This is a genomic window from Micromonospora humi (genome assembly GCF_900090105.1).
Lineage (GTDB): Bacteria > Actinomycetota > Actinomycetes > Mycobacteriales > Micromonosporaceae > Micromonospora > Micromonospora humi.
Genome location: NZ_FMDM01000008.1, coordinates 246,120 through 265,307, shown reverse-complemented (window position 1 = coordinate 265,307; position 19,188 = coordinate 246,120). Strand labels below are relative to the sequence as shown.

General features: G+C 76.5%; 6 protein-coding genes. All 6 read right to left on the bottom strand.

From position 1 onward, the window contains the following. Genes GA0070213_RS17605 through GA0070213_RS17580 form a run of 6 tightly spaced genes read right to left on the bottom strand, consistent with a single transcriptional unit; the run spans nucleotide 1 to nucleotide 18,941 of the window. On the bottom strand, nucleotides 1-954 hold the full coding sequence (locus GA0070213_RS17605; protein ID WP_091065018.1) for a TauD/TfdA family dioxygenase: 954 nt from the start codon (nucleotides 952-954) through the stop codon (nucleotides 1-3). Between the two features lie 33 nt (nucleotides 955-987). Continuing rightward, nucleotides 988-6,444 (bottom strand): type I polyketide synthase, encoded by a 5,457-nt coding sequence (locus GA0070213_RS17600; protein ID WP_091065016.1) that lies wholly within the window; start codon nucleotides 6,442-6,444, stop codon nucleotides 988-990. Nucleotides 6,445-6,479: 35 nt separating this feature from the next. Next, complete coding sequence (locus tag GA0070213_RS17595) at nucleotides 6,480-9,980, bottom strand: non-ribosomal peptide synthetase (RefSeq protein WP_091065012.1); 3,501 nt, start codon at nucleotides 9,978-9,980, stop codon at nucleotides 6,480-6,482. Continuing rightward, nucleotides 9,977-12,283, bottom strand: a complete 2,307-nt coding sequence (locus GA0070213_RS17590; protein ID WP_091065008.1) for a lantibiotic dehydratase — start codon at nucleotides 12,281-12,283, stop codon at nucleotides 9,977-9,979. Before GA0070213_RS17590 ends, GA0070213_RS17595 begins: the two co-directional genes overlap by 4 nt. Next, nucleotides 12,280-15,489, bottom strand: a complete 3,210-nt coding sequence (locus GA0070213_RS17585; RefSeq protein WP_091065006.1) for a thioesterase domain-containing protein — start codon at nucleotides 15,487-15,489, stop codon at nucleotides 12,280-12,282. Before GA0070213_RS17585 ends, GA0070213_RS17590 begins: the two co-directional genes overlap by 4 nt. Then, nucleotides 15,486-18,941, bottom strand: a complete 3,456-nt coding sequence (locus GA0070213_RS17580; protein ID WP_245716438.1) for an AMP-binding protein — start codon at nucleotides 18,939-18,941, stop codon at nucleotides 15,486-15,488. The genes GA0070213_RS17585 and GA0070213_RS17580 overlap by 4 nt, the downstream gene beginning before the upstream one ends. Nucleotides 18,942-19,188 lie beyond the last annotated feature (247 nt).

The window sequence follows — 19,188 nt, the reverse complement described above, 5'->3', positions numbered from 1 at the left end:
TCAGTTCGCTCCAGCGGTGTCGGGGGTGTACGCCTCGGCCATCGCCACGGCGATCTTCCGGGGGCCGGTGAACGGCTCCCGGCCGTGCGCGGCCGTCATGTTGTCGACCACCAGCACGTCGTCGCGCTGGTAGTCGAAGCGGACCGTGGCCGCCCGGTAGGCGGCGCGCAGGTGGTCCATGACGTCGGCGGGGATCTCGCCGCCGTCGCCGTAGTAGGTGTTCGACGGCAGCCCGTCGGCGCCGAACATGGCCAGCAGCCCCTCCTGGTAGTCCTTCGGCAGGGTGCTGAGGTGGAAGAACGTGGCGTGGTTGAACCAGCGCGGCGTGTCCGAGCCGGGCCGGTGGTGCACCGCGTCGCGCACCGCGCGGGTCCGCAGGCCGTCCGCGCCGACCCACTCCACGGTGATCCCGTTGGCCGCCGCGTACGACTCGACCTCGGCGCGGCTCTCGGTGTTGAACACCTCCTGCCAGCGGGTGCCGAAGTCGCCGTGGAAGTTGCGCACCAGCATCCAGCGCCGCCGGACGAACTCCTCCCGCACCGCCGGGTCGATCAGCTCGTGGACCCGGCGCACGTCGGCCAGCGGCGTGGCGCCCTGGGTCTGCGGGGCGGTGACACAGTAGAAGAACAGCGTCAGCGGCCACCGCGCCTGGTACGAGTTCTCGTTGTGCAGGAAGATCTCCTCGTCCGGCGGGTAGTCGGTCGAGGTGTAGACCCGGCCCTTGATGGAGTGCCGGGGCGAGGAACGCTCGGTGTAGGTCAGCGGCTCACCGGCCAGGGCGCGCACGGCGGCGTCGAAGCCGTCCACGCCACCCACGTCGAAGCCGCGGAACAGCAGCCCGCCGCTGGTGACCAGGGTGTCCCGCAGCTCGGCGCGCCGGGCCGCGATGAGGTCGGTCAACGGCCGGCCGTCGTTCTCGACGACCACCGGGAGCGTGGCGGTTGTCTCGCTCATGATGCGGTGTCTCCTTGTTTGCGTCGGGGGGTGTCAGCCGCGGGGCAGTCGCGGGATGGCCGGGATCGCCGCCGGGGCGGCCGGTTGGTCGGCGGGCGTCTCGGCGCGAAGCTCCTCGATCCGGGCCGCCAGTCCGGCCACGGTGGGGGTCTCGAAGAGGCTGCGCATCGGCAGCCGCACCCCGGTCGCCTTGCGCATCGCGGCGATCAGCTGCACGGCGACCAGGGAGTTGCCGCCGAGGGCGAAGAAGTCGTCGTCGACGCCGACGTCGGTGACACCGAGGCCGTCACGCCACACCTGGGCGATGGTCCTCTCCAGCTCGGTGCCGGGCGCGGCCGAGCCGCCGCCGGCGGTGGCCGGGCCGGCCGGGGCGTCGGTCTCCTCGGCCAGGCTGTCCGTGGTGACCCGGGCGGCCCGGCGCCGGATGTCGGCGACGGTGCGGGTGGCGATGACCACCTGCGCGCCCAGGCCGGCGGCGAGGCTGCGGCGGAACGCCTCCGCGCCGTCGACCGGCCGGATGTCCTCGGTGACCGCGGCCGGCGCGTCGGTCGCCTCCGCGGCCTCCGCGAGGTTGCCGGTGACCGCGCCCTGGTCCACCCGACGCAGCACGAAGTCGCTGATCGCGACCAGCTCCCGGCCGTCCGGGTCGCGCAGCGACAGGTCGGCGGCGACCACCTCGTCGGTGGCCGCGGGCCGGTGCCGCAGGTGGCTGTGGAACCGCGCCGGCAGCGACCCGCGCACCACGATCCGCCCGTAGGACAGCGGCAGGTAGGTGCCGCTGCCCTGGCCGCGGCCGAACGCGGTGGCCACGTCGAGCAGTGCCGGGTGCAGCCCCCAGTCGGGCAGGTCGCCCAGTGCGGCGGCGGGCGCCTCCACCCGGGCCAGCTCCTCCCCGTCGGCGAGGTGGTGCTCGGCCAGCGCCGCCCAGCGCGGCCCGAACGTGAGCATGCTGGTGCGACCGCGCCCGAACGAGGCGTCGTCGTCGACCCGCCGGCCGGCGACCTCGGCCGGTACGGCCGGCGACGCGGCCTCGGTGGTCCAGCCGGCGGTGCCGCGTACGTGCGGGCGCAGCCGGCCGGCGGCGAGGCTGGCCACGGTGAAGTCCACGCCGTCCTCGGTCGGGGCCAGCTCCACCCGGTACTGGGCGACGGTGCCGTCGGGCACCGAGAACGGCTCCAGGAAGACCACGTCGCGCAGCTCCACCGCGGCGTCCGGCGCGGGCGCGGGCAGCGCGGCGACCACCGCGGCCCGCACCGACTCCAGGTGGGCGGTGCCGGGCACCACCGGCACCCCGCCGATCCGGTGCTCGTCGAGCAGCCAGTGGGTGTCCGCCGCGACCAGCCCGTGCAGCACGGTGCCGTCCGGCCCGACGACCATCGTGGTCAGCACCGGGTGGGTGACCGCGCTGGTCACGGTGTCCCGCCCGGCGGCCCGGAACGCGGCCGGCGCGGCGGTCTCCACCGCCATGCCGACCTCGGCCCAGCCGCCCCAGTTCTGCGACACCACCGGCGCCCGGAACCCGGCGCCCGAGCGGGCCAGCGCGTCCAACACGTTGTTCGCGGCGCAGTAGTCGACCTGGCCGAACCCACCGATCACCGCGGTGATCGACGAGCAGAGCGCCACGAAGTCCAGCGGCAGGTCGCCGAAGACCTGGGCCAGCGCCAGCGTGCCGGCGAGCTTCGGCGCGAGCACCCGCTCCGCCTCGGCCCGCTCCTTGACCTCGGCCATGCCGCCGCCGGGCAGGCCGGCGGCGTGCACGATGCCGTCCAGCCCGCCGAAGCGGCGCTCCGCCTCGGCCCGCACCCGGCGCAGGTCCGCCGCGTCGGTGACGTCGGCGGCGAGCACCAGCACCTCCGCGCCGGCGGCCTCCATCCGGCGGATCGCCGCGATGGCCCGGCCGGCCCGGTCCGCGCCGCCGTGCACCGCCAGGTGCGCGTCCCAGTCGTCGCGCTCGGGCAGGCCGGAGCGGGCCAGCAGCACGAGCTTGGCGCGGGCCCGGCGGGCGAAGTCCTCGGCCAGGGTGACGCCGATGCCGCCGAGACCGCCGGTGATCAGGTAGCGGCCCTCCTCGCGCAGCACGCCCGGCTCGTCCTCGGCGGCCACGGTGACCTGCTCGTACCCCGCCACCCAGCGCCGGTCGCGGCGCAGTGCCACCTCCGGGTGCTCCGGGTCGACGGGGCTGCGCAGCTCCACCGCGAGCGCGGCCACCCCGCGCGCGGCGGGATCGGCGTCGAGCAGCCGGACGGTGAGGCCGGGCAGCTCCACCGGGAGCACCCGGGCCAGGCCGGCGAGCGTGGCGTGCTCCGGCCGGACCAGGTCGTCGCCGCGCACGTCGCCGATGCCGGCGGTGACCAGGTCGAGGCGGACACCCGCCTCGTCGGCGGTCAGGCCGGCGCCGGCGAGCGCCTGCACCAGGTGCAGCGCGCCGAAGAAGCCGCGCTCCTGGGCCGCCCAGGCGGCGGCCACGTCGGTGCCGGCCGGTTCGCCGTCGAGCGCGAACGCGTGCACGATCCGCCGGGGCAGGTCCGCGCCGAGCGCGGCGACCAGCGCCTCGGCGTCCTCCCGGGCGCCGGGGCGCAGCCGGAAGCCGGTCGCGGTGGCGGTGAACGCGGCGCCGGCGCGTACCTCGACCGGGTCGTCGCCGGCGGCGCGCAACGCGGCGACGAGCGCCTCGCCGCGCGGGCCGTCCGCCAGCACCAGGCAGCGGCCGAGCGGCTCGACCGCGCGGGCCGGCGCGGCCTGCCGCCACACCGGCACGGCGAACCACTCCGGCAGCGGGCGGGGGCCGGTCTCCACCGGCGCCGCGGCCTCCGCGCGCACCGGGTCCGGGTCGACCCAGTAGCGGCGCCGCTCGAACGGGTACGTGGGCAGCGGCACCCGCCGCGCGTCCGGGTCGACGGCCAGGTCCACCGGCGCCCCGGCGCACCACAGCGCGCCGGCGGTGCCGAGCAGCGTGGCCAGGTCGCCGGTGGGCTCCCCCGGCCCGGGCAGGCTGCCCAGCGGGGTGAGCGCGCGCTGCGCCTCGCCGGCCTTGGCGACCTGCATCCGGGCCAGGTTGGCGAGCTGCCGGCCGGGACCGCACTCGACCAGCGCCCAGGTGCCCTCGGCGAGCAGGGTGGCGACGCACGCGCCGAAGCGGACCGGCCGGCGCAGGTGCGCCGCCCAGTACGCCGGGTCGGTGGCCTGCGCGTCGGTGATCCAGGTGCCGGTCACGTTGGACACGAACGGCATCGCCGGCGCGCGCAGCGGCACGCTCGCCATCAGCGCGGTGAACTCGTCGAGGATCGGGTCCATCATCGGCGAGTGGAAGGCGTGCGAGGTGCGCAGCAGCTTCGACTTGTTCTTGCTGCCCAGGCTCTCCGCGAACGCCTCGACCAGCGCGGTCTCGCCGGCCACCACGCAGGTGCCGGGGCCGTTCACGGTGGCCACCGACAGGCCCTCGGGCAGCCGGTCGGCGACCGCCGACTCGTCGAGTGTGACGGCCAGCATGGACCCGGCCGGCAGGGCGTGCATGAGCCGGCCCCGGGCGGCCACCACCCGCAGCGCGTCGGGGAGGCTGAGCACCCCGGCGACGGTGGCGGCCACGTACTCGCCGATGGAGTGGCCGATCATCGCGGCCGGGGTGACGCCGGCGGCGCGCCACGCGGCGGCGAGCGCGTACTCGACGGTGAACAGGGCGGGCTGGGTCCAGCGGGTCTCGGTGAGCTTCGTCGCCGCCTCCGGGTCCCGGCCGAGGATCAGGTCCCGGATGTCCAGGCCCAGCTCGGGGTGGAGCAGTTCGGCGCACTCGTCGACGGCGGCGGCGAACGTCGGGTCCTCGGCGTACAGCTCGGCGCCCATGCCGGCGTACTGCGAGCCCTGCCCGCTGAACAGGAAGGCCACCCGGGGGGCGGGCCCGTCGGCGACGCCCCGCTGCGCCCTGCGCCGGTCGCGCAGCGCGGCGGCGGCGGCCTGCGGGTCGCCGGCGACCACGGCGGCCCGGTGCGGGTAGCGCTGCCGGCCGATCCGCAGCGTGTGCGCGACGTCGGCGAGCAGGTCCGGGCCGCCGGCGGTGGCGCGCTCCAGGTGGTCGGCGAGGTCGCGGACCGCGGCGTCCAGCGCGGTGAGGGTCTTCGCCGACACCTGGAGCAGGTGCGCGGGGCGGACCCGCCGCTCCGACCGGTACGCGGCCGGCGCCTCCTCCAGCACGACGTGCGCGTTGGTGCCGCCGATGCCGAACGAGCTGACCCCGGCCCGGCGCGGCCCGCCGTCGGCGTCCCACTTGGTCAGCGTGTTCGCCACGTAGAACGGGGTGTCGGCGAAGTCGATGGCCGGGTTCGGCGTCTCGTAGTTGATGGTCGGCGGAATCAGCCCGTGTTCCATGGCGAGCACCGTCTTGATCACGCTGACGATGCCGGAGGGCTGGCTGAGGTGGCCGATGTTGGACTTCACCGAGCCGATGCCGCACCAGCCCCGGTCATCGGTGTCACGGGTGTAGACGGCGGAGAGCGCGGCGATCTCGATCGGGTCGCCGAGCGCGGTGCCGGTGCCGTGCGCCTCGACGTAGCTGATGCTGCGCGGGTCGATCCCGGCCAGCCCGACGGCCTGGGCGACGGCCTCCACCTGCCCGTCGATGCTGGGTGCGGTGAAGCCGACCTTGCCGGCGCCGTCGTTGTTGATCGCGTTGCCGAGCACCACCGCGCGGATGGTGTCGCCGTCGGCGATCGCGTCGGAGAGGCGCTTGAGCAGGGTGACGCCGACGCCGCTGCCCCAGACCGTGCCGTTCGCGTCGGCGTCGAACGGGCGGCACCGCCCGTCCGGCGAGGTGAAGCCGTCCATGCCGAGGTAGCCGGCGTGCGGCAGCTCGATGTTGACGCCGCCGGCCAGGGCCATGTCGCACTCGCCGTTGCGCAGCGCCTCGCAGGCCAGGTGGAACGCCACCAGCGAGGTGGAGCAGGCGGTGTGCACGGTGAGGCTCGGGCCACGCAGGTCGAGCCGGTACGACACGTTGGTGGCCACGTAGTTCGGCGAATTGCCGGTGGCGATGGAGACCGCGCCGTGCGGGCTGCCGCCGACCCGCTTGTTGCGCAGCACGTAACGGTTCAGGTAGGTGGTGCCGCCGGTGCCCGCGTACACGCCGACCGCGCCGGCGTAGCGGCCCGGGTCGTAGCCGGCGTCCTGCAACGCGGTGTAGCAGCTCTCCAGGAACAGCCGGTGCTGCGGGTCGGTGATCTCCGCCTCGCGGGCGGTCATCCCGAACAGGCCGGCGTCGAACTCGTCGTAGCCGTCGACGAGCGGGGCCCGGTTCACCCAGCTGGGGTCGTCGACCTCGTCGGCGCTGACGCCACGGGCGAGCTGCTCCTCGCGGGTCAGCTCGGTCGTCGACTCCACGCCGTCGACCAGGTTGCGCCAGAACTCGTCGACGTCTGCCGCGCCGGGCAGGCGGGCGGCCAACCCGACGATGGCGATGGGTTCGATGCCGTCGTCGGCGGCGGGAATGTCGTTCTGCATGGGAGGTCGTCCTTCATTCGCACGGGGTTGCGGCATCACGGCTGGTGAGGTCGGCGGGGTGGCGGGGTACGGCGGGCGCGGCCCCGCCGGGCGGCGGCGCGCAGCGCGGCGCGGGCCAGTTCCGGCCGTTCGGCGGCGCCGTCGAGGCTGGCGGCGAGCGCGCGCACGGTCGGGTGACGGAACAGGTCGAGCATGGTGATCGAGCGGCCGGTGGCCTCGGTGAGCCGGGCGTGCACCGCGGCGAGGGCCATCGAGTGGCCGCCGATGTCGAAGAAGTTGTCGGCCACGCCGACGGTGTCCCGGCCGAGCACGTCCCGCCAGATGCCGGCGATCAGCTCCTCGGTCGCGGTGAGCGCGTCCGGCCCGGCGGGCAGCGGCGCCCGGGCCGGCTCGGCGGCGACCACGGTCATCGCGCCGAGCGCGGCCACCCGGACCGCCGGGCGGGGCAGCTCGGCGGCCACCTCGCCGGCCGGCGCGTCCGGGTCGGCGGCGAGCGCGCCGACCAGGGCGGCCAGGTCGGCCAGGAGCGCGGTGATCCGCTCGGCCTCGAACAGGTCCGGGTTGTGCACCACCTCGACGCCGGCGCGGCCGTCGCGCTCCACCACGTAGACCGTGAGGTCGAACGGTGACCCCGGTTTCGGCACCGGCACCGCCTCGACGGTGAGGTCGGCCAGGGTCAGCCGGGGCGGAACGAAGTTGAGCACGTTGAACAGCACCTGCACCAGCGGGGCCCGGGAGGTGTCCCGGCCGACGCCGAGCGCCTCCACGATGCGTTCCAGCGGCGCGCCCGGGTGCGCGGTCACCTCGTGCAGCTCGGCGGCGCACCTGTCGACCTGCTCGGCGAAGCTGCCGCCGGCGCGCACCCGCACCGGCACGGTGTCGATGAAGAACCCGATCACCTCGTCGAACGCGGCGAGGCGCCGGTCCGCGACGATCGCGCCGAGCACGTGGTCGGCACCGCCGGTGAGCCGGCGCAGCAGCTCGCCGAAGCCGGCCAGCAGCACGGCCGCGACGGTGGTCCCCCGCCGGGCGGCCAGGTCACGGACCGCCCGGTCGGCCGACTCGTCCAGCGCGACCGCGGCCTCCGCGCCGGCGTACGTCTGCACGGCCGGGCGGGGCCGGTCGCGGGGCAGCTCCAGCACGGTCGGCGCGCCGGCGAGGTGCCCGGTCCACCAGGCCAGGTCGGCCTCGCCCCGCCGACGGTCGCGGTCCTCCCGCCACACCGCGTAGTCGGCGTACGTGGCGGGCAGCGGCGGGCGGCCCGGCGTCGGCCGGCCCAGCGCCCGGTCGTACGCGGTCGCCAGCTCGTCGTAGAGCAGCGCCTCGGACCAGCCGTCGAAGACCGCGTGGTGCACGGTCACCGCCAGCACGTGCTCCTCGGCCGCGAGCCGGTAGACGGTCACCTGCCAGGGCGGGCCGGTGGCCAGGTCGAACGCGTGCCCGGCGCCGGCCGCGAGCATGGCTGCCAGCTCCGCGTCCCCGGCGGCGGAGGCGGTCAGGTCGACCACCGGCACCGCCACGTCGGTCGGCTCCTCGCGCACCGCGTAGGGCACGCCGCCCTGCTGGGCGATGCGCCAGCGCAGCACGTCGTGCCGTTCCGCCACCACGCGCAGGGCGGCGCCGAGCGCGGCGACGTCGAGCGGTCCGCGCAGCCGGTGCGCGACCGCGATGTTGTAGGGCGCGCTCGACGGCGCGAGCTGGTCCATGAACCACAGTCGCCGCTGCGGCGGGGAGAGCGTGGGCGGGTTGCCGGTGGTCAGGCCGTCGCCGCCGGCCGGGTCGGCGGCGCGGACCCGGTCGACGAGCGCGGCGAACGTGCGGTCGGTGAACAACACCCGGGTGTCCACCTGGCGGCCGGTCTCCGCGCGCAGCGCGGCGACCAGCCGCATCGCGGCGATCGAGTTGCCGCCGGCGGCGAGGAAGTCGCTGTCCGGCGCGGGCACGACGCCGAGCAGCCGGGTCCACAGTCGCCGGACCGCGACCTCGACCGGGTCGCCGCCGTCCGGTGTGACGTCGGCCGGCGCGGCGGTGGCGGCCAGCTCGCGCAGCGCCGGCCGGTCCAGCTTCCCGGTGGTCGGGCTGACCGGCAGCGCGGCCAGCCGCACCGTCCGGGCCGGCAGCATCGCGGCGGTCAGCCGCTGCTCGGCGTACGCCCGCAGCACGTCGTCGTCCGGCGCGGCGGCCGGGGTGAGGAACGCGACGAGCTCGGTGCCGGCCGGGCCGGGCACCGCCTCCACGACGACCCGCTCGACGCCCGGGTGGGCGGCCAGCACCGCCTCGATCTCGCCCAGCTCGATGCGTTGGCCGCGCACCTTGACCTGCCGGTCGGCCCGGCCCAGGTAGACGATCCGACCGTCCGGTGCCTGCCGGACCAGGTCGCCGGTGCGGTAGAGCCGCGCGCCCGGGACGTTGCCGAACTCGTCGGGCACGAACCGCTCGGCGGTCAACGCGGGCCGGTTGAGGTACCCGTCGGCGAGACCCGGCCCGCCGATCAGCAGCTCGCCGGTCTCCCCCGGCGGCACCGGCCGCAGCTGGGCGTCGACCACGTAGGCGCGGTGGTTGGGCAGCGGCCGGCCGATCGGCACCGGGTCGGTGTCGGCCGGGGTGAGGTCACCGCCGACCGCCAGCACGGTGGTCTCGGTCGGCCCGTAGCCGTTGAGGAACCGCCGGCCGGGCGACCAGCGGGCGACCAACTCGGCCGGGACCGCCTCGCCGCCGCAGAGCAGCACCCGCCACGACGGCGCGTCCGCCGGATCGAGCAGGGCGAGCACGGTCGGCGTGATGAAGCCCCAGGTCACCTCGTGCGCGGCGACGAACCGGGCCAGCCGGGCCGGGTCGGCCCGGTCGTCGGCGCCGAGCAGTTGCACCGCGCCGCCGAGGGTCAGCGGCACGAACAGGTCCATGGTGGCCGCGTCGAACCCGAGCGAGGCGATGCCGAGGCTGCGCATCGACGCGTCCGCGCCGGTCAGCGCGGTCACCCCGGTGACGAACTCGACAGCGTTGCGGTGGGTGGTGAGCACGCCCTTGGGGCGGCCGGTGGAGCCGGAGGTGAACAGCACGTACGCCGGGTCCCCGGGGCGGGCCGGGCAGGGCGCGAGCGGTGCCGGGCCGGGCAGGCCCAGCGCCTCGACGTCGGGCTCGTCACCGAACTCGGCCACCGCCGCGTCGCCGACCACCACCCGCACGCCGGCGTCCCGGGCGATCTCGCGCAACCGGTCCCGCGGGCCGCCCGGCTCCAGCGGCACGTACGCGGCGCCGGCCAGCAGCACACCGACCACGGTCACCACCAGGTCCGGGGTGCGGGCCCCGCACACGCCGACCCGGTCGCCCCGGCCGACACCGTGCGCGTGCAGCGCGGCGGCCACCCCGGCGGCCCGCTCGACGAGCTGCCGGTAGGTGAGCCGGGTGTCCCACTGGCGTACCGCCACCGCGTCCGGCACCCGGGCGGCCCGGTCGGTGATCAGGTCGGCGAGGGTCGCGTCCGGCCAGGGCAGGTCCGCCCCGGAGGCGGCGCTGACGGTCAGGGTGTCGGTCACCGGTGTGCTCCCAGGTGCTCGGCCGGATCGGTGATCTGGAGGCGGAGTTCACTGACGTAGCCGCGGCCCCGGGCGTCGGGCACCCAGGCCTCGGCGGGGGCGGGCAGCAGCTCGGAGACCACCACCGGCACGTCCGCGCCGGTGCGCAGCGCGGCGTCCACCATGGCGCAGAGCGACTGCGCGTACAGCGGGCCGGTCAGGTCCACGTAACAGGGTTTGATCTCGGTGCCCACCTTGACGAACACCCGCTCGGGCAGGCCGGTGGCCGCCCGCCAGCGACGCACCGCCAGGTAGCGGGCGTGCTCGTCGGGGTGGCCGCCCAGCCCGCACTCCCCGGCCGTGGTGCGCCAGGTGCGCCGGGCCACCACCAGCCGGTCGATGGTGATCCGGGGCGTGTGCGGCGCCGCCCCGAACAGCTTGAACGCGTCCAGCAGCAGCGAGCCGAGCAGGGTGGCGAAGACCTCCATCAGGGGCCAGCGGGCACCGTCCGGGAAGACCGCGGTGAGCCGGTCGCCGTCCCGTTCCACCACCACCGCGGTGGCCGGGACCAACCGGTCGGTGTCCGCGCCGTGCGCGGTGTCGATGCCGAGCTGGCGGTCCGCCGGGCCGGTCAGCGCGTACGTGGTGCGGGTGGTCCGCCGGGGGAAGCTGTCCGGCCAGAGCACCCGCAGCCGCACCGGGCCGAGGTCGGCGTCGAGGTCGGCGCGCAACGCGGCCGGGTCCGGGTGGAACGGGCTGAGCACCGCGCTGTCGAACGCCACCGAGGCGGGGTGCAGCTCGCCGAGCACGAGCAGGAACTCGCCCCGCTCGACCGCCTCCGGTGAGGCGGCGCCGAGCTGGACGTCCGGGTTGTGCAGCCGGGCCGACGGCCAGCCGGGGGCGTCGGCCGGGAACAGCTCCCGCACCCGCTGCGCCAGGTCCGCCGCGCGCACCCGCAGCTCGGCCTGCCCGGCGGGCAGGTCACGCAGGCCGAACAGCTCGGCCCACCGCTCGGTCAGCTCCCGCCCGGCGAGCCCGATCGGGCCGTCCGGGGCGATCAGCGTGCCCTGGGCCAGCAGCCACAGGTCGGCCAGCCGCACCGGCGCGCCGCCGTCGGCCAGTTCCTCGTGCAGCTCGGTGAAGAGGCCGCCGCAGCGCTCGGCCACCCGCATGGTGAACCAGCGGGCGGTGCGCAGCACCACCGCGAGCGGTTCGGCGAGCGCGTCGGTGACCGCCGAGCCGATCCGGAACTCCAGGTCCCGGGCGGTCTCCTCATAGCAGACCGTGCGCGCCGCGTACATCTGTCCGCTGTTGCGGGTGGCCGGGCGCCCGGTGACCGCGGTGAACTCCGCGTTGAGCGCGGCGAGCGCGGCGCCGAGCCGGCCCGGGTCGCCGGCCGCGGCCGCCACCTCGTCGCGGGCGGCCCGCAGCCGGTCGAACTCCGCGGCGGTCGCGGCGCGGACCGGCTCGTCGCCGATGGCGGCGATCCGCGCGGCGAGCACCTCCTCGGCGTCCGGGGCGATCGGCAGGTTCGCGCCCCAGCTCAGCTGGCCGCGCTCGACCCACCGGTCGAGCAGCAGGTAGACGTCGTCGGCGCCGTGCACCGCCCCCTCGGCGCACAGCCGCTCGGCCAGCTCCCGCGCCGGCGTGCGCCCGTCGCAGTCGGCGAGCAGCCGGGTCTCCACCGGGGTCAGCGCGATCGGCGGGTGCAGCGGCCAGCGCAGCTCCCGGCCGGCGACGGTCAGGTGCGGTTGCAGCGCCGGCGCCCACCACCGGCGCACCGCCAGGTCGTCGGCGAGCCGGTCGGCGTACGCGATCAGCGCCCACGCCTCGAAGAACACCCGGCGGCGGTGCACCAGCGTCGCGCCGGGCGCGGTCCGCACGCCGCGCACCGTCGGGTCGACGGTGCCCCAGCAGACCGGGCCGAAGAAGCCGATCGTCTCGGCCTTGCCGCAGTAGCGCTGCCAGTAGCGCAGCACGCTCAGCTCCCGCTTGCGCCGGCGCACGTTGCGCACCTGCGGATCGGTGCGCAGCAGGCCGTCCAGCGCGATCAGCATGTCCGGGTTCTGCCAGGTGACCGCCTCGCGCAGCAGCGGGTCGGCGGCCAGCTCGCCGGCGACCGCCGACGACTCGGCGAACGCCTCGCGCAGCGTCTTGTCGAACACCTCGACGGTGCCGGCGCCGGCCAGCAGCCCGTCGGCGGCGGCGGCGCACTCCGGCGCGGCGAACCGGTCCAACCCGGCGGCCGGGAACCCGGCGGTACGCAGGACCACGTCCCGCCACACCGACCAGCCGGTCTCGCCCAGGGGCACCAGGTGGCTCACCGCGCGTCCTCCCGCCCGGCGTCGGTGATGTGCAGGCGCAGCTCGCTGAAGTAGCGCCGGCCCGCGGCGTCGGGCACCCAGGCCTGGTCCGGGGCGGGCAGCATCTCGCTGACCGTGAGCGGGACCGCGTCGCCGCCGTCGACGCGCGCGGCCCGCACCAGCGCGCAGAGCATGGCGGCGAACCCGGGCGCCGACAGGTCGACGAAGCAGGGCTTGGTCTCGGTGCCCAGCTTGACGTAGACCTGCTCGGGCAGGCCGAGCCGGCGTCGCCAGTCCCGGACGGCGAGGAAGCGCTGCCGCTCACCGGTGGCGGTGGTCAGGCCGCTCTCCCCCACCGTGGTACGCCAGGTCTGCCGGGCCACCACCAGCCGGTCCACGGTGATCCGGGGCGTGTACGGCGCGGCGGCGACCAGCTTGAAGCCGTCCACCGCGTGCGCGCTGAACGCCTCGGCGAAGATCTCGGCGAGTGGCCAGCGCAGCCCGTCCGACGCGGTGGCGACCAGCTCGCCGTCGGTCTCGTCGACGGCGAGGTCCACGGTGGGCAGCACCCGGGCCGGGTCGGCGCCCGGCGCGTCGAGGAAGGCCAGTTGCCGATCGGTCGGGCCGGTCAGTGACTCCGCGGTGCGGCTGGTCCGGCGCGGCCAGTCGGCCGGGAAGAGCAACCGGATCCGCCGCTCGCCCAGGTCGGCGGCGAGCGCGTCGCGCAGCCGCTCCACCTGCGGGTGCGACGGGGTGAAGACCGCGCAGTCGAACGACGACCAGGCCGCGTGCAGCTCGCCGAGCACCACGGTGTAGTCCCCGCGCCGCAGCGCCGCCTCGTCGGTGGCACAGATCTGCAGGTCGGGGCTGTGCATGGCGGCGTTGGACCAGGTCGGCCGGGTGCCCGGGAAGACCGCGTCGATCCGCTCGGTCAGGTCGGCCGCGCGCAGCTCGACAGCGGTGGCCCCGGCGGGCAGCGTGTCCAGGCCGAACAGCCCGGCCCAGCGGGCCGCGAAGTCGGCCGCCACCGCGTCGACCGGCCGCTCGCCGCCGCCCCAGAACATGCCCTGCGCGAGGAACCACAGGTCGGCCAGCGCGACCGGGCCGCCGGACTCGGCGCGCAACTCGTCGTGGAGGCCGCGCAGCACGCCGAGGTAGGCGTCGGCGAGCGCGTTGGCCAGCCAGCGGGCCGCGCGCAGCAGCACGTCCAGCGGGGCGGCCAGCTCGGCCAGCAGCGGGGCACCGAAGACCACGTCGAGGTCGCGGGCGGTGTCCTCGTAGCAGATCGTGCGACCGGCGTACATCTGGCCGGCGCGGCGCGCCGCGGGCGCGCCGGTCAGCTCCGTGAACGTGGCGTCGAGGGCGTCCAGCGCGGCCCGCAGCGGCACCGGGTCGCCGGCCGCCCCGGCCACCGCGTCGCGGGCGGCGCGCAGCCGGTCGAAGCCGGCCCGGGCGGCGACGCGGGCCGGCTCGTCGCCGATCGCGGCGATCCGCTCGGCCAGCACCCGCTCCGCGTCCGGGCTCACCGGCAGCGCCGCGTCCCAGGTGATCAACTCCCGTTCCACCAGCCGGTCGAGCAGCGCGTAGCCGTCCTCTGGCCGGCGCAGCCCGATCGCCGGGTCGGCGACCAGGTCGGCGGCGGGGCGACGGCCGTCGGCGGCGTGCAGCAGCGCGGCCTCGACCGGGGTGAGCGTCAGCGGCGGGCGGCCGGGCCGCAGCACGGCCCGGTCCCGGATCGCCAGGTGGGGCCGCAGCGCCGGCGGCCACCAGCGGCGCACCGCCAGGTCCGCGCCGATCCGGTCGGCGTACGCGGTCAGCGCCCACGACTCGAACCACACCCAGCGCCGCCGGGTCAGCCGGTCACCAGGGTTGACCCGGGCAACCTCCGGCTCGTCGGGGTCGACGGTGACCCAGCAGCTCGGGCCGAAGAAGCCGACCGTCTCGTTCTTGCCGCCGTAGCGCTGCCAGTACTTGAGCAGCGCCCGTTCCCGGTCCCGCCGGCGCACGTTGCGGGGCGCCTCGGCGCCGCCGCGCACCAGCCCGTCCAGCGCGACCAGGGCACCCCGGTTCTGCCAGGTGACCGCCTCGCGCAGCAGCGGGTCGGCGGCCAGCGCGTTGAGCAGCTCGGCCCCGGCGCGCACCGCCTCGTCGAACTCCTTGTCGAAGCGGTCCTCGCCGGTGCCGGTGGCGAGCAGCTCGTCGGCGGCCGCCGCGGCCCGCGGCGCGCTCAGCAGTTCCAGCCCGTCGGCGGGGAAGCCGGTGGTCCGCAGCATCGCGTCGCGCCACACCGACCAGCCGGTGTCGCCGAGCGGCACCCGGTGCGCACCGCCGGCGGTCCCGCGGCCGGCGGCGCGCACCGGTGCCGGACCCGCGCCCGGTGTCGCGGCGCGGGTGGTCGGGTCGCCGGGCGCGGCGGTCGCGGCACCCGGCGTCGTCGCGGTAGCCGGTGTCGTCGCGGCACCCGGCGTCGTCGCGGCACCCGGCGTCGTCGCGGTAGCCGGCGCGGCGGGCAGGTCGGCCCGGATCAGCGCGGCCAGCTCGGCGAGCCGGTCGTGCAGGAAGAAGTGCCCACCGGCCAGCTCGTGCAGGGTGAACCCGGCGGCGGTGTGCTCCGCCCAGGCCGCGTTCTGCTCGCGGGTGACCGCCCGGTCGTGGTCACCGGCGAACGCGACGATCGGCACCGGCAGCGGCTCACCCGGGACGTAGCGATAGTCGTCCACCCGGCCGAAGTCGGCCCGCAGCAGCGGCAGCAGCAGTTCCACCAGCTCCGGATGCTCCAGCAGCTCCGCCGGGAGGCCGCCGCCGTCGCCGAGGCGGCGCAGCAACTCGTCGTCGTCGGCCCGGGACAACCCGTCGAAGAGCCCCGGCGCGGCGACGTGCGGGGCGCGGGCGCCGCCGACGTAGAGCCGCAGCGGCAGCGGCCGGCCGGTGCGGCGCAGCTCCCGCACCACCTCGAAGCCGAGGCGGCCGCCCATCGAGTGGCCGTAGATCGCGTACGGGCGGTCGGCCCGGGAGGCGATGGCGTCGGCGACCTCGGCGACCGAGAAGCGTGGATCCTCGGTGATCCGGTTCTCCCGGCCGGGCAGCTGCACGGGCAGCACCTCGACGCCCGGGTCGAACGCGGCCGGCCAGCGCCGGAACGCGCTGGCGCCCGCGCCGGCGTAGGGCAGGCAGAACAACCGCACCGGCGCCTCGGGTCGGCTTCCGGTGGAGACGAACCAGTTCACCGCGGGCCTCTCTGCACGGGGTCGATCCAGTGCCGGCGGCGCTGGAACGGGTAGGTGGGCAGCCCGGTACGCCGGACGGCGCCCTCGGGGTGCAGGGCGTCCCAGTCGACGTCACGCCCGGCCACCCAGTCGGCGGCCAGTTCGCGCAACGGCCCGGCGTCGCCGGCCGTCCGGGCGTCGGTGGCGAGCAGCACGTCCAGCGCGGACAGCGCGGCGGGCAGGTCGGCGGCGACCACAGCCGCCCGGTGGGCGAACGGACGCCGCCCGAGCGCCAGCGTGGCGGCCACCTCGGGCAGCGCCGGCGCGGCGCCGGCCAGGTGGGCCCGCAGCCGGGCCAGCGCCGCCCGCAACGCCACCGGGGTACGCGCGGAGACCGGCAGCAGCCACGGCCCGTCCCCGGGCGGGTCGACCGGCTCGACCGGCGGCGGCTGCTCCACCACCACGTGGGCGTTGGTGCCGCCGAGGCCGAACGCGCTCACCCCGGCGACCCGACGCCCGCCGTCCGGCCAGTCCCGGGCCTTGGTCGGCACGTAGAACGGGCCGGCGGCCAGGTCGATCTCCGGGTGCGGGCGGGTGAAGTGCAGGTTCGGCGGGATCACGCCGTGGCGCACGGCGAGCACGGTCTTGATCAGCCCGGCGATGCCGGCGGCGGCGTCGAGGTGGCCGATGTTCGTCTTCACCGAGCCGAGCGCGCAGGTGCCGGCCGGCGCGGCACCGGCGTACACCTCGTGCAGCGCGGCCACCTCGATGGCGTCGCCGAGCGGGGTGCCGCTGCCGTGGCCCTCGACGAGGCGTACCTCGCCGGGGGCGACCTCGGCGGTGGCGAGCGCGTTGGCCACGGCGGCGGCCTGCCCGGCCGGGCCGGGCACGGCGAACCCGGCCCGGTCCGGGCCGTCGTTGGTGACCGCCCAGCCGGGCAGGATCGCGTAGATCCGGTCGCCGTCGGCCTGCGCGTCGGCCAGCCGACGCAGCGCGACCACGCCGGCACCGGAGCCGAATCCGGAGCCGTCGGCGGCCTCGTCGAAGGCGCGACACCGGCCGTCGGGCGAGGCGAGGCCGCCGGGGGTGGCCCGCTGCCGCGGCCACGTGACGGTGGCACCGCCGGCCAGCGCGAGGTCGCACTGGTAGTCGGCGAGGCTCTGCGCGGCCAGGCAGACCGCCACCAGCGAGCTGGAGCAGGCGCTCTGCACGGCCAGCGCCGGCCCGGTCAGGCCGAGACGGTACGCCACCTGGCCGGGCAGGTGGTCGGTGAACTGCCGGCCGACCAGCCGTGCCTCCCAGTCGTCCGGGTCGACGTCGCCGACCACCGCCGGGTTGTCCATCAGGTGGAACAGGAAGTAGCGGTTGGCGGAGGTGGCGGAGTAGACGCCGACCAGACCCGGGAAGCGTCGCGGGTCGTGCCCGGCGTCCTCCAGCGCCTCCCACGCGGTCTCCAGGAAGAGACGGTGCTGGGGGTCGGTGCGGGCGGCCTCGTCGGCGCCGAACGCGAAGAACTCGGCGTCGAAGTCGGTCACCCCGTCGAGCCGCCCGGTGGCGCGGACGTGCCGGGGGTCGGCGCGCAGGCGCGGACCCACGCCGAGCGCGGCCAACTCCTCGTCGGTGTGGTCGTGGATCGAGTCCACCCCGGTGCAGAGGTTCCACCAGAACGTCGCCACGTCGGGCGCGCCGGGGAAGCGGCCGGCGACGCCGACCACGGCGATCTCGTCGCCGGTGTAGTCGCGCGCGGCGCTGACCGGGGCGGCGGGCGCGGGCAGCAGCGGGGCGCGGACCGCGTCGGGCGGGGCGTCGAGCAACGCCGCCTGGGCGGCGACGGTGGGGTGGTCGAACAGGCGCAGCATCGGCAGCCGCACCCCGAACCGCTCGGCGATCCGCTGCTGCACCCGGCCCAGCAGCAACGACTGCCCGCCCACGTCGAAGAAGCTGTCGGTGCGGCCGACCGCCGGTCGGCCGAGCACGGCGCACCAGATGTCGTGCACGGCGCGTTCGGTCTCGGTGGCCGGCGCCGCCTCGGCGGGCACCTCGGCGGCCGGGTCGGGCAGCGCCCGCTCGTCGACCTTGCCGCTGACGGTGAGCGGGAACTCGTCGACCACGACCACCGCGCGGGGCACGGCGTAGTCGGGCAGGGCGGCGGCCAGCGCCGCCCGCAACGCGGCCGGGTCGGGGCGGACGCCGGCCGGCCGGACGTACGCCAGCAGCTCGCCGTCGCGGGCGATGGCGCGGACGCCGGCCACGCCGGGCCGCCCGGCGAGCACGGCCTCGATCTCGGTGAGCTCGACCCGGTGCCCGCGCACCTTGACCTGCCGGTCGAGCCGGCCCAGGCAGACCAGTTCGCCGCCGGGCAGCCGCCGGCCGAGGTCGCCGGTGCGGTACGACCGCACGCCGCCCTCGCCGACGGCGAAGCGGTCGCTGTCCTGGTTGAGGTAGCCGGGCGCGAGGTGGCGGCTGCGGACCACGATCTCGGCCGTGTCCGGGTCGAGGTCGAGCCGGTAACCGGGGAACGCGGTGCCGACCGGCAGCGGCCCGACGGCGGTCGGGTCCACCCCGGACAGCGGCAGCAGGTGCCGGGCCGCGAACGTCATCTCGGTCGCCCCGTAGCCGTTGACCAGCACGCAGTCGGGGGCGAACCGGTCCCGGCCACGCGCGGCGTCGGCCCAGGTGGCCTGCTCGCCGCCGAGCAGCACCGCGCGCACCGAGGCCAGCCGGCGCTCGCCGAGCGTGTCGAGCAGGAACCGGTAGACGGTGGGCGTGCAGTGCAGCACGGTGGTGCGGTGCCGGTCGAGCTGCTCGACCGCGTACGCCAGGCCCTGCCGGCGCAGGTCGACCGGGACGACCGCGGCGCCGGTGAGCAGCGCCGGGTAGAGGTCGGGGATGGCGGCGTCGAAGCTGAACGAGGCGAGCAGGCTGAGCCGGTCGGCCGGGCCGACGGCGAGCGCCTCGATCTGGTTGTCGACCACGTGGGCCAGGTTGCGGTGGGTCTGGCCGACCGCCTTGGGCACGCCGGTGGAGCCGGAGGTGAACAGCACGTACGCCAGCGCGTCCGGGTCGACCGGGACCGGTCGCAGCGGGGCCGGCGGCGCGTCGTCCAGCGGCACCACGATACGCCCGTCGGCCAGCTCACGGGCCAGCTCCCGGTGCTCCGCGGCGCACGCCACGGCGGTGACCCCGGCGGCGGTGACCATGTGCCGCAGGCGGGCGACCGGGAACCCCGGGTCCAGCGGCACGTAGGCGCACCCGGCGGCGAGCGTGCCGAGCAGCGCGGCGACGGTCGGCGCGCCGTGCGTGGTGAGCAGCGCGACGCGGTCGCCCGGCCGGAGACCGGCGGCGACGAGCACGGCCGCGTTCCCGCCGGCCGCACCGGCCAACTCGGCGTAACCGACCTCGTGGGTCTCACCGAGAAGCGCCGGACGGCCACCGTGGACCGCTGCGACCGCGCCGAAACGATTGATGATCATCGTCTCTGCCATGTCAGGATGCGGGTTGCGCTCCACTGACGGCAGGCACGCAGCAATCGACGAATGTGACCATTGATCCCCCCCAGGACTTCACATTGGAAGCAGAATAAAGCTCAATCTCTCGATCGGAAGAGCATCGATGCGGGTTGAGCCGAAGGTGGGAGGGCGCGTGGTACCTCGGACGGAGGAATTCGTCCGATCATCCCTCTAGCGCGTAGACGATTTTCAGCGTAGGTGGCTACTGGCG